This is a genomic window from Streptomyces sp. NPDC052101 (genome assembly GCF_040680235.1).
GTDB lineage: Bacteria > Actinomycetota > Actinomycetes > Streptomycetales > Streptomycetaceae > Streptomyces.
Genome location: NZ_JBFAWH010000038.1, coordinates 51,722 through 65,471, shown reverse-complemented (window position 1 = coordinate 65,471; position 13,750 = coordinate 51,722). Strand labels below are relative to the sequence as shown.

The following is a 13,750-nucleotide window of genomic DNA, read 5'->3' as shown; positions in this document are numbered from 1 at the left end:
GGAGCGGTCGGAGGCGGCGCTCGCCGAGGCGCTCGGGGGCGGGCTGGACGCGCGGCCCAGCTCTCCAGCCATGCGGGCAGCGAGCAGAAGCTGGAGGTCTTCGTCAACCTCGCACGCCGACTCCAGTCGCTCGTGCACCGGGAGATCTCGATCCTCGACGACCTGGAGAACGAGATCGAGGACCCCGACCTGCTCAAGGGCCTCTTCCACGTGGACCATCTGGCCACCCGCATCCGGCGGCACGCCGAGAACCTCGCCGTGCTCGGCGGCGCCGTCTCCCGGCGGCAGTGGAGCAACCCGGTGAGCATGACCGAGGTGCTGCGCTCCGCCATCGCCGAGGTCGAGCAGTACTCCCGGGTGAAGCTGGTGCCGCCGATCGACGGCGAACTGCGCGGCCACGCCGTCGCCGACGTCATCCATCTGCTCGCCGAACTCATCGAGAACGCCTCGGTGTTCTCCGCCCCGCACACCCAAGTGCTGCTCCGCGCCAACCTCGTCACCTCCGGGCTCGCCGTGGAGGTCGAGGACCGAGGGCTCGGCATGCCCGTCGGCGAGCAGCACCGGATGAACGCCCTGCTCGCCGACCCCGACCAGGTCAATGTCGCCAGCCTGCTGTCCGACGGCCGGATCGGCCTCTACGTCGTCTCCCAGCTCGCCCGCCGGCACGGCATCCATGTGCGGCTGCAGACCAACATCTACGGCGGTGTACAGGCCGTACTCGTCGTGCCCCAGGCGCTGTTGGGAACGGCGCCCGGGCCGCCCGGCGCGGCCGCGGGGGCCGGGGCGGGCGTGCCCCAGCCGCAGCCGCAGGATCCGGCGGACACCGGCGCATCACCCCAGGTACGGCCCCAGGGCCAGGAGTACGGGTCGGAGCAGATGCGGGGGCCCGTGCCGGCGTCCGCGTCCGCATCCGCGTCCGCAGCGTCGGGAGCCGAAGCCGCGGCCGGGACCGTGGTCCCTTCCGGGGGCGAGGCCGGAACCGACACCGGGCAGGCTCCGGCGACCGGACGCCGGCGCCACGCCCAGCGCGGGAACGGGCGGTACGGTGCCGACAGCGAGGGCGAGCAGAGTGATGTGCCGAGCGGCCGGGGCTACCCGGGTGATGCCCAGGTCGGCGGCGGCCCGCTTGGCGCGGAGCGCGAGGACGGCGGGGGCGGCGCCACTGCCCCGGCGCCGCTGCCCGTGCGGGGCGCCCGGCAGGAACGGCCCACCCCCGCCGAGGCCGTGCCCGGCATCCGCGCCGAGGACCGGACGGCCCTGGAGGCGCACACGGGCATCCTGCCCACACCGCGTGTCGGCACCGTGCGCGGCACCGTGGGCAAGCCCCAACTGCCCCGGCGCCGCGCCCAGGAGCACATCGTCCCCCAGCTGCGCGGCGGTCCCGCACCCCGTCAGGACGACGACACCGTCCCGGGCCACGACCCGGGTCTGATGGCGGCCTTCCAGCGCGGAATCGGACTCGCCGAGGCGCAGCAGCACCTGGAGAGCCAGGAAACCGCTCATCTGCACTCCGGCCACCCGGACACCGGTCCCGTGGACACCAGCCCCCTGGACTCCGTACACATGGACTCCGCACACATGGGCTCAGCCCACACGGACTCGGCGGCCCACCTGGCCCCCGTACACATGGATGTCCCGCACATGATGGGTCATCATCTCCGGCCTGCCGTACCGGAGTACACCGACCTCATGCGTGCTCAGCCGGACCACATGGGTCCGGACCACACGGATCCGGCCTCCATATCCGAGGGGCGCACTCACGCGCCCGCCTCCGACGGTGCGTATGGCGCCGGCCGACCCGACGGGAGCGCCCCGGCCGGCTGACCGCCCGCACCGTACCCACCCCCACTACGACCGACCACACCCCCAACCCCAGCGCTCCCGCAGACATCCAAGGAGTCGATCCACCATGGCGAGCGATGCGCCGACCGCCCACGCATCCGACCTCGACTGGCTGCTGAGCGGCCTCGTGCAGCGCGTACCGCACACCACCAGCGCGGTGCTCCTGTCCTGCGACGGGCTGGTGAAGTCCGTACACGGCCTCGACATCGACAGTGCCGACCACATGGCCGCCCTGGCCTCCGGCCTGTACTCGCTGGGCCGCAGCGCCGGTGTCCGGTTCGGTGACGGCGGGGACGTCCGCCAGGTCGTCGTCGAACTCGACTCGACCCTGCTGTTCGTCACCACGGCCGGCTCCGGCACCTGCCTCGCCGTCCTCGCGGGGCGTGAGGCCGACGCGGCCGTCCTCGGCTACGAGATGGCGATGCTCGTCAAGAGCGTCCGCCCCTATCTGGTGACCGCGCCCCGGCAGCACGCCGTCGGACCCACGGCGACGAGGCCTTGAGCGTGACCGCAGCCGGCGACGGGCCCTGGCTGGACGACGCGGCAGGACGGCTGGTGCGCCCGTTCACGGTCAGCAACGGACGCACCAAGCCCAGCATCGCCCTGGACCTGATGTCGCAGGTCATGGCCACCGGCGTCACCCCGCTCGGCTACCTCGGCCCCGAGCACGCCCAGGCGCTCGACCTGTGCCGGGCGCCGGTCTCGGTCGCCGAGGTCGCCGCGCACCTGAAACTGCCCGCGGTGGTCACCAAGGTGCTGCTCTCGGACCTCGTCGACTGCGGGGCGCTGACCACCAAGCCCCCCGTCTTCCACCACACACCCACTGACCGGTCTCTGCTGGAGGCAGTGCTCGATGGACTACGACGACAGCTCTGACCCGTTCCCGACCGCGCTGAAGATCCTGGTCGCGGGCGGGTTCGGGGTCGGCAAGACGACCTTCGTGGGCGCGGTCAGCGAGATCGCCCCGCTCAGTACGGAGGAGCTGCTCACGACGGTCAGCGTGGGCACGGACAGCCTCGACGGCGTCGAGAACAAGATGGAGACCACGGTCGCCATGGACTTCGGCCGGATCACCCTCGACCCGGAGCATGTGCTGTATCTGTTCGGCACACCGGGGCAGGAGCGGTTCTGGTTCATGTGGGACGAGCTGTCCGAGGGCGCGCTCGGCGCGGTGATCCTGGCCGACACCCGCCGGCTGCAGGACTGCTTCGCCGCGGTGGACTTCTTCGAGGAGCGCGGACTCGGGTTCATCATCGCTGTCAACGAGTTCGACGGCTCCTACCGCTACGACCCCGACGAGGTGCGCAGCGCCATCGACCTCGACCCCGAGGTCCCCGTCGTCCGCTGTGACGCCCGGATCTCCAGCTCCGGAGTGCAGACCCTGCTGACCCTCGTACGCCACCTCCTCGCCCACGCTCCGGCAGCCGCGCCGAGCCATGGCGCCCACATGTGATCCCGCCCTACCGTCCACGGAGCCGCCCTATGAGGAACGCCCACAGCGCTGGAGCCCGGCCATGACCTACGAGCCGGCCCGGCCGGTCCGCGGTCTGCTGCTCACCCCCGAGGACAAGGAGGCCCCCGCCCGCGTCCACCGGTTGCGCCTGCTCGGCCTGACGGACCGTCCCGACCCCGCGCTGGACGCCTTCGCCGACCATCTCGCCCAGCTCAGCGGCGCGCCGTACGCGATGGTCAACTTCATCGGCGAGGACCACCAGTTCTTCGCGGGCCTGCGCGTCCCCGCCGCCGCGCCGGTCCTGCGGGAGGACGGCAGCAGACCGGAGTTCGGCCGGGTGCTGCCGCGCGACCATGGGTTTTGCCCCCATGTGGTGGTCCGCCACAAGGCACTGGTCCTGGAGGACGTCCGGGACTACCCGCGGTTCGCCGGGAACCCGGTCGTGGACGAGTACGGCATCCGCTCGTATCTCGGTGCCCCGCTCATCGACAGCTCCGGCATGGCGCTCGGCACCGTGTGCACGGCCGACACCGAGCCCCGGGCCTGGGGGAGGTCCGGCCTGGAGACCATCAAGGCGCTGGCCGCCGATCTCGTCGTACGTCTCGAACGGAGCGCCGAGGACGGTCTGCCCCTGTGACGGACGACGGCAGGCCTTCCCCTTCGGCACCTGGGGCGTGAAGGAAAGCTGAGGCGGTGGTTAAGAAAAGCTCGATGGACCCGCGGCCCGCGCATACGGCAGATTGCAGGGTGATTCCACCCCTCTGACCCGGTGCGGGCTTCTTACGTCTGCCCGCGGGCCGGGACCTCACCCACAGGAGCCGTAGCTTGAAGGCGCTGGTCAAGGAGAAGGCGGAGCCGGGGCTCTGGCTGACGGACGTCCCGGAGCCGGAGATCGGCCCCGGTGACGTACTGATCAAGGTCATGCGGACCGGTATCTGCGGCACCGACCTGCACATCCGGGCCTGGGACGGCTGGGCGCAGCAGGCGATCCGCACCCCGCTCACGGTCGGGCACGAGTTCGTCGGGCAGGTCGTCGAGGTCGGCCGGGACGTCACCGACATCCGCATCGGCGACCGGGTCAGCGGCGAGGGCCATCTGGTGTGCGGCAAGTGCCGCAACTGCCTGGCCGGCCGCCGCCATCTGTGCCGGGCCACCGTCGGCCTCGGCGTCGGCCGCGACGGTGCGTTCGCCGAGTACGTCGCGCTGCCCGCGACCAATGTGTGGGTGCACCGGATCCCCGTCGACCTCGATGTCGCCGCGATCTTCGACCCGTTCGGCAACGCCGTGCACACCGCGCTGTCCTTCCCGCTGGTCGGCGAGGACGTCCTGATCACCGGCGCGGGTCCGATCGGCCTGATGGCCGCCGCGGTCGCCCGGCACGCCGGCGCCCGCAACGTCGTCGTCACCGACGTCAGCGAGGAGCGCCTGGAGCTGGCCCGCAAGATCGGCGTGAGCCTCGCCCTGAACGTCGCCGAGTCCACTGTCGCCGACGGCCAGCGGGAGCTGGGCCTGCGCGAGGGCTTCGACATCGGCCTGGAGATGTCCGGCCGCCCCGAGGCCATGCGGGACATGATCGCCAACATGACCCACGGCGGCCGGATCGCCATGCTCGGCCTGCCGGCCGAGGAGTTCCCGGTGGACTGGGCCCGGATCGTCACCTCGATGATCACCATCAAGGGCATCTACGGCCGTGAGATGTTCGAGACCTGGTACGCGATGTCGGTGCTCCTGGAGGGCGGCCTGGACCTCGCCCCGGTGATCACCGGCCGCTACGGCTACCGCGACTTCGAGGCGGCCTTCGCCGACGCCGCGAGCGGCAAGGGCGGCAAGGTCATCCTGGACTGGACCGCGTAAGCCGCGGCACGCGAAGTCCGTCACCCCGTCAGAACTTTCAGGAGCCCCCCATGTTCGAGTCCGTCCGCGACGACCTGCGCGCCACCCTCGACGAGATCCGCGCAGCCGGACTGCACAAGCCCGAGCGGGTCATCGGCACCCCCCAGTCCGCGACCGTCGCCGTCTCCGCCGGCGGCCGCCCCGGCGAGGTCCTCAACTTCTGCGCCAACAACTACCTGGGCCTGGCCGACCACCCCGAGGTGATCGCCGCCGCCCACGAGGCCCTGGACCGCTGGGGCTACGGCATGGCCTCGGTCCGCTTCATCTGCGGCACCCAGGAGGTGCACAAGGAGCTGGAGGCCCGGCTGTCGGCCTTCCTCGGCCAGGAGGACACGATCCTGTACTCCTCCTGCTTCGACGCCAACGGCGGTGTCTTCGAGACCCTGCTCGGCGAGGAGGACGCGGTGATCTCCGACGCCCTCAACCACGCCTCCATCATCGACGGCATCCGTCTGTCCAAGGCCCGCCGCTTCCGCTACGCCAACCGCGACCTCGCCGACCTGGAAACGAAGCTGAAGGAGGCCTCCGACGCACGGCGCCGGCTGATCGTCACCGACGGCGTCTTCTCCATGGACGGCTATGTCGCCCCGCTGCGCGAGATCTGCGACCTCGCCGACCGCTACGACGCGATGGTCATGGTCGACGACTCGCACGCCGTCGGCTTCGTCGGCCCCACCGGCCGCGGCACCCCCGAGCTGCACGGCGTCATGGACCGCGTCGACATCATCACCGGCACCCTCGGCAAGGCCCTCGGCGGTGCCTCCGGCGGCTATGTCGCCGCCCGCGCCGAGATCGTCGCCCTGCTGCGCCAGCGCTCCCGCCCGTACCTGTTCTCCAACACCCTCGCCCCGGTGATCGCCGCCGCCTCCCTGAAGGTCCTCGACCTGCTGGAGTCCGCCGACGACCTGCGGGTCCGGCTGAACGAGAACACCGCCCTCTTCCGCCGCCGGATGACTGAGGAGGGCTTCGACATCCTCCCCGGCGACCACGCCATCGCCCCCGTGATGATCGGCGACGCGGCGCAGGCGGGCCGCATGGCCGAGCTGCTGCTGGAGCGGGGCGTGTACGTGATCGGCTTCTCCTACCCGGTCGTCCCGCAGGGCCAGGCCCGCATCCGCGTCCAGCTGTCCGCCGCGCACTCGACGGACGACGTCAACCGCGCGGTCGACGCGTTCATCGCGGCGCGCGCCGAGCTGGCGGCCTGACCAGCGCGGACCGCTTGCGATAATTGAGGACATGATCGAGGCACGGCGGCTCCACATCCTCCGTGCGGTGGCCGACCACCGCACGGTCACCGCGGCGGCCGCCGCGCTCTATCTCACCCCCTCGGCCGTCTCCCAGCAGCTGACGGCCCTGGAGCAGGAGACCGGCCACCGGCTGGTCGAGCGTGGCGCCAAGGGCGTGCGGCTCACCCCGGCCGGCGAGATCCTGCTCAGCCACACCAACGCGGTCCTCGCCCAGCTGGAGCGCGCCGAGGCGGAACTCGCGGCCTACGGCTCGGGCGAGGCGGGCACGGTCACCGTGGCCGCCTTCGCCACCGGCATCGCCCAGGTCGTGGCCCCGGCCGTGGCCCGGCTCGCGGAGACCGCGCCAGGCATCCGCATCCGGGTCCAGGACGCGGAGGGCGACGCGAGCCTGCCCATGGTGCTGGACCGGCAGGTCGATGTGGCGGTCGCCGTGGAGTACCGCGGCGCCCCGCCCGCCGACGACCCCCGGCTCGCCCATGTCCCGCTGTACGCCGAGCCGTTCGACGCGGTCGTCCCGCTCGGCCACCGCCTCGCGGGCAGCGCGGAGGTGCCGCTCGCCGAGCTGGCCAAGGACCCCTGGATCGGCCCGTACCCCGGCAATCCGTGCCATGACGTGGTCGTCCTCGCATGCGAGAACGCCGGCTTCCAGCCCTGTCTGGAGCACTCCTCCGACGACTTCCGCGCGGTCGTGGCCCTCGCCTCGGCCGGGGCGGGCGTGGCCCTCGTACCGCGCTCCGCGCTGAACGGCATGGACCTCACCGGTGTCGTCGTACGCCCCGTCGACGGCGTGGCCCCGACCCGCCGCGTGTTCGCCGCCGTACGCCGCGGAGCCGAGGGGCACCCGCTGATCCGCCCGGTGCTGGAGGCGCTGGGGCAGGCGGCGCAGGAGGCGTGAGACTTCGGTAACGCGCCCGTCTCATATCGGGGATAGCGTCCCGGATATGAGAACCGCGGAGGATTCCCTCGACACCCGCATCGGCGCCCGGCTCGTCGAACTGCGCAGCCGACACGGCTGGTCCCTGGGGGAGTTGGCCGAGCGCAGCGGCGTCAGCCGGTCGACCCTGTCGCGCGCCGAACGCGCCGAGATCAGCCCCACCGCCGCCGTACTGAACCGGCTCTGCCATGTCTACGGCCGCACCATGTCCCAGCTGCTCAGCGAGGTCGAGGCGGCACCCGCGCCGCTGGTCCGCGCCGCCGACCAGCGGATCTGGGAGGACCGCGACTCCGGCTTCGTCCGCCGGTCGGTGTCCCCGCCGCACGCCGGACTCCGCGGCGAACTGGTCGAGGGCCGGCTCGCGCCGGGCGCCGACATCGCCTACGACCGCCCGCCCGTGACCGGGCTGGAACAGCATGTGTGGGTCCTCGACGGCGCCCTGGAGGTGACCGACGGGGAGCAGGTCCACCACCTGGCCCCCGGCGACTGTCTGCGGATGCGGGTCTTCGGCCCGACCCGGTTCCGCTGCGCCGGCCCGGTCGGGACGCGGTACGTCCTGGCGGTGGTGCGACCCTGAGGGTGGAGCGCTGGAGCGCCGCTCAAGTGCGCGAGTGCGCCGGGCAGTTGGCGGAGCTGCTGACGGACACAGTGGACAGCGGTGCCTCGGTCGGCTTCCTCGCCCCGCTCGGCCACGAGGAGGCCGTCGCCTGGTGGCGGGAGCGGGCGGAGGCGACGACGGCGGGCCGGCTCGCCGTCTGGGCGGCCCTCGACGACGCCGGCCGGGCGGCCGGCACCGTCAGCCTGGCCCACCCCGACAAGCCGAACAGCCGCCACCGCGCCGAACTGGTGAAGCTGATGGTGCACCGCCGCATGCGCGGGCAGGGACTCGGCCGCCGCCTCCTCACCACCGCCGAGGACGCGGCCGCTGCCGCCGGCATCACCCTGCTGCACCTCGACACGGAGACCGGCAGCCCCGCCGAGCACCTCTACCGCTCGGCCGGCTGGACCGAGGCCGGCATCATCCCCGACTACGCGGAGAGCCCGGCGGGCGAACTGCGGCCGACGACGCTGTACTACAAGCGGCTGGGCGGGTGACTGTCAGTGGCAGGGGCTACGGTGCGTTGCATGCCGGATGCTGAAGACGTACGCCGTATCGCACTGTCCCTGCCGGACACCACGGAGAAGGTCGCCTGGAGCATGCCCACGTTCCGGGTGGCCGGGAAGATGTTCGCCACCCTGCCCGAGGACGAGACGTCCATCGCCGTGCGCTGCCCCAAGGAGGAGCGCGACGAGCTGGTGATGGCCGAGCCGGGCAAGTTCTGGATCGCCGATCACGAGGCCCAGTTCGCCTGGGTCAGAGCACGGCTGGCCGCGCTGGAGGGCGAGGACGAGCTGCGCGACATCCTCGCCGACTCCTGGCGGCAGGCCGCCCCGCCCCGACTCCTCGACGCCTACCCCGAGTTGGGGATGCCGTCCGCGGAGTGAAATCCCCGTGCTCGCGCGCCGGGGAGGGGGCATCCGCGATGACGGGAACGTACGCACGGGACGACGCGAAGGACCACCATGCTGCCCATACGACTGGCCACGACCCTGTTGGCGGTCCCGGCGATACGCAGCCTGGTCAGAGCGGACACGACAGCACCCGTGCGCTGACACGCCGCCTCGCTCACACCCCGACGCCCACCCGCCCCACCCTCTGCTCCGTCTGTCCCGCCCCGCCCATGAACCGCCCGATCCGCTTGCGCAGCCCGGCCGGGTCCAGCCCGTGCGCGGCCGTGTGCTCCTCGACCGTCCCGTAGCGGCGCAGTTCCCGGCGGGCCACGCCCAGGCCCAGCACCCGGTGCGGCACATCGGAGAGGGCCTCGCTCACCGCGGTCGTCGAGGTGCCCGCGAGATACGGCTCGACCAGCACGACGTCGGCGCCCGCCGCCTCCGTGGCCCGGCGCAGCCCTGCCGCGTCGAAGGGCCGTACGGTCGTCGCGTACAGCACGGTCACGTCCAGGCCCTCCGTGGCGGCGAGGACCGCGTCCAGCACCGGTCCCACGGCGACGACCACACCACGGCGGCCCTCGCGGACCGTCACGAAGTGCCTGCCGTCGATCACCCGCCCCTCCCGGTTGGACTGCACGGACAGCCGTACGTACACCTTGTCGTCGCCCGCGGCGACCGCGTGGTGCAGCAGGGTCTCGGCCTCGTCCGGATGCCCGGGCACATGCACGGTCCAGCCGTCCAGCGTGTCGAGGAGCGCCACATCTCCCGGGGCCATGTGCGTGTAGCCGCCGGCCGGCCAGTCGAAGGAGGCGGCCGCGCTCACCAGCACCGCCCCGGTGTCCTGGTGCCCGAGGTCCAGCTTGAGCTGCTCGAAGGGCCGCTCCACGAGGAAGCTGGCGAAGGTGTGCACCACCGGCCGCAGCCCGGTCAGCGCCAGCCCCGCCGCCGCCCCGACCAGCAGCTGCTCGCGGATGCCGACATTGACCACCCGGTCGGGATGCCGGGCCATGGCCTCGCGGAAGCCGTCCTTGCCGATCTCGGCGAGGACCACCGCGACGCGCGGGTCCTCGTCCAGCAGCCGGGAGACGACGGGGGCGAAACGGTCACGCATGGTTTCCATGAAAGTGTGCCCTTTCCAGAGTGGGGGGAGAATCAGGCGTTCTTCGGCTCGACGCGGGCCACGACCACATGCGGCCGTCCCGGATGCGGTGCGGTGAACGCGGCCTGGAGGGCCTCGTGATCGCGCCCGTCGACGGTCACCGCCGACCAGCCCGCCGCCTCGAACCGGGCGGCGATCCCGCCGGGCAGCGCATGGCTGGCGGAGGAGTTGTCGATCACGATCGTGTGCAGCCGCTCCAGTCCGGCGGGCCCGGCGAAGGCGATCGCCTCGTGGTTGCTGCCCTCGTCCAGCTCGGCGTCCCCGATCAGCACCCAGACCGCCGGGTCGTGCAGCCCCTGCGCCCGCAGCCCCAGCGCGCTGCCCACCGCGATCGGCAGCCCGTGCCCCAGCGAGCCGCTGCCGATCTCGGCCCCCGGCACCAGCACCCGGTCCGGGTGATGCCCGAGCGGGGAGTCGTACGACCCGAAGCCGGGCAGCCAGTCGGTCGGCAGGAAGCCCTTCGCGGCCAGCACCGCGTAGTACGCCATCGGCCCGTGCCCCTTGCTCAGCAGGAACCGGTCCCGGGCCGGATCGGCCCGCCGCTCCGGAGCGACCCGGAGCACCCGGTCGTAGAGCACCCACAGCACGTCGAGGGTGGAGGTGGCCGCGGGTCCGTGCTTCTCGTCGCCCGTCATCAGACTCATGAGTCCGGCCAGGTCGTCGTAGCCGTACGTCCGGCTGTCGTGCGCTGTGATCGTCATGCAGACGATCGTGCAACCTCAACCAAGCTTGAGGTCAACCGGGAAAGTGATGCGCGACCACCGAGCGGAGTGCGGTATTGTTTCCCTGCGCGTTTCGACCGGGGAAACCCCAGGTCAAACGGCACCGGGACGTGGCGCAGCTTGGTAGCGCACTTGACTGGGGGTCAAGGGGTCGCAGGTTCAAATCCTGTCGTCCCGACTTGTGTGAGCACAGGTCAGGGGTCGTGTCGGAGTGATCCGATACGACCCCTTCCGCATGTCCGGGCCCGGACACGGGCCGAGGGCCCCGGCCCGGATGTGCCGCGGCCCCGAGGCCCGTCGGAGCGTCCTCAGACCGTCGGCTCGGTGTCCCGGCGGGACAGGGCCAGGAAGGCCACGAAGCCGACGATCGCCACCGTCCAGGACAGCGTCACCGGCCCCAGTCCCCACTCGAGGCCGCCGCGCCTGCCCGGCAGCGCCATCCAGTCGGCGAGGGACGCGCCGAGCGGGCGTGTGATGACGTACGCCGTCCAGAACGCGGTCACCGCGCCCAGCAGGCGCATACGGTGGGCGACGGCCGGGACGCAGATCGCCGCGGCGAACAGGACGACCGAGCCCAGGTAGCCGAGGCCGATGGTCGCCGTGAGGTCGCCCGCGGCGGTGCCCAGGGCGAACGTGGCGAGGACGGCCGCCCAGTAGAAGAACTCGCGGCGGCGGGTGCGGATGGAGTGGATGGACAGGGTGCGCTCGCTCGCGTACCAGAGGGCGAAGACGGCCGCGAGGGCGGTGAGGAAGAGCGGGGTGGAGAGCGTGTACGGAACGCCGAGGCCCACGTGGAGCACGTCCGCGGCCATCGTGCCGAACACGCTGACCATCACGATCGCCGTCCAGTAGATCCAGGCCACGTAGCGGCGGACGGCGAACTGGAGCACGAGCGCCGCCGCGAACGCGACACCGCCGAGGCCGACCGCCGGGATCGGGCCCAGCAGATGGGCCAGGAAGTCGGAGGCGGTCTCGCCCATACCGGTGGTGAGGACCTTGATGATCCAGAAGTAGACGGTCACCTCCGGCACCTTGTTCGCGCTCTCGCGCAGGCGCGCGCGGGCATGCGTGCGGGGCCGGTCGTCCAGGACGTGCTCTGTGCTCATGGTCCGCACCCTCGCACGCGCAACTGCCGTTTCCCCAGACCTCTTTGCCGTTGTTTTGGGGCTTCTGGTGCAGCTGTTGCCACGGGCCGCCGCGAGCCTGAACGCAACCTGAACGCGTCGGTGAAATCCCTGGTCGGCGGCCTGACGGGCCTGATAAACAGACTGGTCAGGCCGCCTTCGGCGTCAGTACGCGTGGCCGACGTGCGCGAGCGCCTGCCGCAGCAGCACCCCGTGCCCGCCCGGCATCTCGCTCTGCACGGCCGGGGACGCGGCCTCCTGCGGGCTGAACCAGACCAGGTCCAGGGCGTCCTGGCGGGGGCGGCAGTCACCGGTGACCGGGACGACGTAGGCGAGCGAGACCGCGTGCTGACGCGGGTCGTGGTACGGGGTGATGCCCGCCGTCGGGAAGTACTCGGCGACGGTGAAGGGCTGGAGCGAGGTGGGGATGCGGGGGAGCGCGACCGGTCCGAGGTCCTTCTCCAGATGGCGCAGCAGCGCGTCGCGGACCCGTTCGTGGTGCAGGACGCGGCCGGAGACCAGGGTCCGGCTGACCGTCCCGTCCGGGCCGATGCGCAGCAGCAGCCCGATGCTGGTGACTTCGCCGCTGTCGTCCACGCGCACGGGAACGGCCTCGACGTACAGGATCGGCATCCGGGCCCTGGCCATTTCCAGCTCGTCCGTGGACAGCCAGCCGGGCGTCGTCTCGGTCATGTCAGACATTGCTTGATCATACTTTCCGGGTGGGGCGCCCGCCGGGGTCGCGCGCCGAGGCGGATGAGTGGGGTCCGTACAGGCGTCGGGCGTTGTCGCGGCCGGTCCAGGCCGCGATCCGCAGGGCGTCGGGCAGGCTCAGCTCGTCGGCGTCGACGCGGGCCTGCAGCAGATCGGCGAGTCCCTGCCGGAAGCACAGGGCGCCGAGGTGATGGAATTCGGCCACCCCGTAGGCGTCGGAGCTGTAGAGCAGCTTGCGGAACGGGGTGATCTCCAGCGCCTCCTCCAGCACGGTCCGGCAGCGGGCCGGGCCCGTGTGGTGCAGGGCGAGGCCCACGTCCAGGTACACCTGCTCGAACACCGCGGCCAGATAGGCCGCTTGGCGGTGGTAGGGCCAGCAGTGCAGCAGCAGGACCGGGACCGTGCCGGAGACGAGGCGCAGCCAGTCGGTCAGCAGGGCCGGGTCGGCGTGGTGCAGCCGCAGGTCGGCGTCCCCGAAACCGGTGTGCAGCTGCAGCGGCAGTCCGAGGTCCACGGCGGTCCACAGCAGATGCCGTACCAGCACCGGGTCGGTGAGCCGGCCCCCGGCCGCGAGCCAGCGCCGGGCGGCCTCGGTCACCTCGGCTTCCGCCGGGCGCGCCGGATCCAGGGCGAAGCCCGTGCGATAGGCGGCCACCGACTTCACCGCCACCACACCCGGACGGCGTACGGCCTCCTCGGCGGCGGTGCGGAAGGCGCGCGCGTACCCGCCCGGCTCCACGCCCCGCGCGGCCACCGCCTCCGCCACCTGCTCCAGGCGTACGACCTCGCGGGCGGCGGCGCCCGCGGCCTCGGCCAGCTCGGCGGGGGAGGTGAGCGGGTGCGGGGCGTAGCCGGTGTCCACGAAGAACGCCTCGGCTCGCGCGGCGGTCAGGAAGCGGCGGTTGACCTCCTGCCAGCCCAGGGCGGCACGGCGGGCCGTGTAGTCGTCCGGGGGCGCGTGCCGGGGGAGGTCCAGCAGGGGTGCGCAGTGCCGGCGCACGGCCACGCCGACGGGGCTGTCGAAGGGCGACACGCCCGGCCAGGCCTCGCCCTCGGTGAGCAGCGAGGCGAACTCCTCGGGCGCGAGGTCGGCCGTCACCGCGCCGTGGCAGTGGTGGTCCACCAACTCCAGCTCGGCGAGGGCCTCGTGGACCGGTCCCGGCGTGGCCAC

16 protein-coding genes and 1 tRNA gene are annotated in these 13,750 nt (G+C 72.4%); 12 read left to right on the top strand and 5 right to left on the bottom strand.

What is annotated here, in order from left to right; genetic code table 11:
* The 11 genes from AB0L75_RS38065 to AB0L75_RS38015 form a co-directional block, all read left to right on the top strand.
* Window positions 1-1,824, top strand: a 1,824-nt coding sequence (locus AB0L75_RS38065; protein ID WP_365190653.1) for an ATP-binding protein, incomplete at its 5' end; no start/stop codon positions are given.
* An 85-nt stretch (window positions 1,825-1,909) separates the two neighbouring features.
* Entirely contained in the window at window positions 1,910-2,344 is a 435-nt protein-coding gene (locus AB0L75_RS38060) for a roadblock/LC7 domain-containing protein (protein WP_365190652.1), read from the top strand.
* 2 nt (window positions 2,345-2,346) lie between these two features.
* On the top strand, window positions 2,347-2,718 hold the full coding sequence (locus tag AB0L75_RS38055) for a DUF742 domain-containing protein (protein ID WP_365190651.1): 372 nt from the start codon (window positions 2,347-2,349) through the stop codon (window positions 2,716-2,718).
* The gene (locus AB0L75_RS38050) at window positions 2,696-3,295 is read left to right on the top strand and encodes an ATP/GTP-binding protein (RefSeq protein ID WP_365190650.1); all 600 of its coding nucleotides are present in this window, start codon (window positions 2,696-2,698) and stop codon (window positions 3,293-3,295) included. Before AB0L75_RS38055 ends, AB0L75_RS38050 begins: the two co-directional genes overlap by 23 nt.
* A 61-nt stretch (window positions 3,296-3,356) precedes the next feature.
* Window positions 3,357-3,932, top strand: coding sequence for a GAF domain-containing protein (locus AB0L75_RS38045; RefSeq protein ID WP_365190649.1), 576 nt, complete (start codon window positions 3,357-3,359; stop codon window positions 3,930-3,932).
* A gap of 188 nt (window positions 3,933-4,120) precedes the next feature.
* On the top strand, window positions 4,121-5,149 hold the full coding sequence (tdh, locus tag AB0L75_RS38040) for an L-threonine 3-dehydrogenase (protein ID WP_365190648.1): 1,029 nt from the start codon (window positions 4,121-4,123) through the stop codon (window positions 5,147-5,149).
* A 50-nt stretch (window positions 5,150-5,199) separates the two neighbouring features.
* Window positions 5,200-6,393, top strand: coding sequence for a glycine C-acetyltransferase (locus AB0L75_RS38035; RefSeq protein WP_365190646.1), 1,194 nt, complete (start codon window positions 5,200-5,202; stop codon window positions 6,391-6,393).
* Between the two features lie 31 nt (window positions 6,394-6,424).
* Window positions 6,425-7,330 (top strand): LysR family transcriptional regulator, encoded by a 906-nt coding sequence (locus AB0L75_RS38030; RefSeq protein WP_365190645.1) that lies wholly within the window; start codon window positions 6,425-6,427, stop codon window positions 7,328-7,330.
* Between the two features lie 46 nt (window positions 7,331-7,376).
* A complete protein-coding gene (locus AB0L75_RS38025; RefSeq protein ID WP_365190643.1) occupies window positions 7,377-7,946 on the top strand; it encodes a helix-turn-helix domain-containing protein in 570 nt (189 codons plus the stop codon).
* Between the two features lie 2 nt (window positions 7,947-7,948).
* Window positions 7,949-8,464: a GNAT family N-acetyltransferase gene (locus AB0L75_RS38020; protein ID WP_365190641.1), complete on the top strand. Its 516-nt coding sequence runs from the start codon at window positions 7,949-7,951 to the stop codon at window positions 8,462-8,464.
* Between the two features lie 30 nt (window positions 8,465-8,494).
* A complete protein-coding gene (locus AB0L75_RS38015) occupies window positions 8,495-8,854 on the top strand; it encodes an MmcQ/YjbR family DNA-binding protein (RefSeq protein WP_365190639.1) in 360 nt (119 codons plus the stop codon).
* A gap of 181 nt (window positions 8,855-9,035) precedes the next feature.
* Here the strand turns inward: AB0L75_RS38015 and AB0L75_RS38010 are convergent, their stop codons facing one another.
* Window positions 9,036-9,980, bottom strand: coding sequence for a transketolase C-terminal domain-containing protein (locus AB0L75_RS38010; RefSeq protein ID WP_365190637.1), 945 nt, complete (start codon window positions 9,978-9,980; stop codon window positions 9,036-9,038).
* Window positions 9,981-10,012: 32 nt separating this feature from the next.
* Window positions 10,013-10,720: a transketolase gene (locus AB0L75_RS38005; RefSeq protein WP_365190636.1), complete on the bottom strand. Its 708-nt coding sequence runs from the start codon at window positions 10,718-10,720 to the stop codon at window positions 10,013-10,015.
* A 125-nt stretch (window positions 10,721-10,845) separates the two neighbouring features.
* Between AB0L75_RS38005 and AB0L75_RS38000 the strand changes: the two genes are divergently transcribed.
* Window positions 10,846-10,919 (top strand) — tRNA-Pro (locus tag AB0L75_RS38000).
* A gap of 130 nt (window positions 10,920-11,049) precedes the next feature.
* On the opposite strand, the gene AB0L75_RS37995 is transcribed toward AB0L75_RS38000, so the two are convergent.
* From AB0L75_RS37995 to AB0L75_RS37985, 3 genes are all read right to left on the bottom strand, one after another.
* The gene (locus tag AB0L75_RS37995; protein WP_365190634.1) at window positions 11,050-11,847 is read right to left on the bottom strand and encodes a hypothetical protein; all 798 of its coding nucleotides are present in this window, start codon (window positions 11,845-11,847) and stop codon (window positions 11,050-11,052) included.
* A 183-nt stretch (window positions 11,848-12,030) separates the two neighbouring features.
* On the bottom strand, window positions 12,031-12,558 hold the full coding sequence (locus AB0L75_RS37990; RefSeq protein WP_365190657.1) for an NUDIX hydrolase family protein: 528 nt from the start codon (window positions 12,556-12,558) through the stop codon (window positions 12,031-12,033).
* Window positions 12,559-12,574: 16 nt separating this feature from the next.
* Window positions 12,575-13,750 carry an amidohydrolase family protein gene (locus AB0L75_RS37985; RefSeq protein ID WP_365190633.1) on the bottom strand — a complete coding sequence of 392 codons (1,176 nt, stop codon included), beginning with the start codon at window positions 13,748-13,750 and terminating at the stop codon, window positions 12,575-12,577.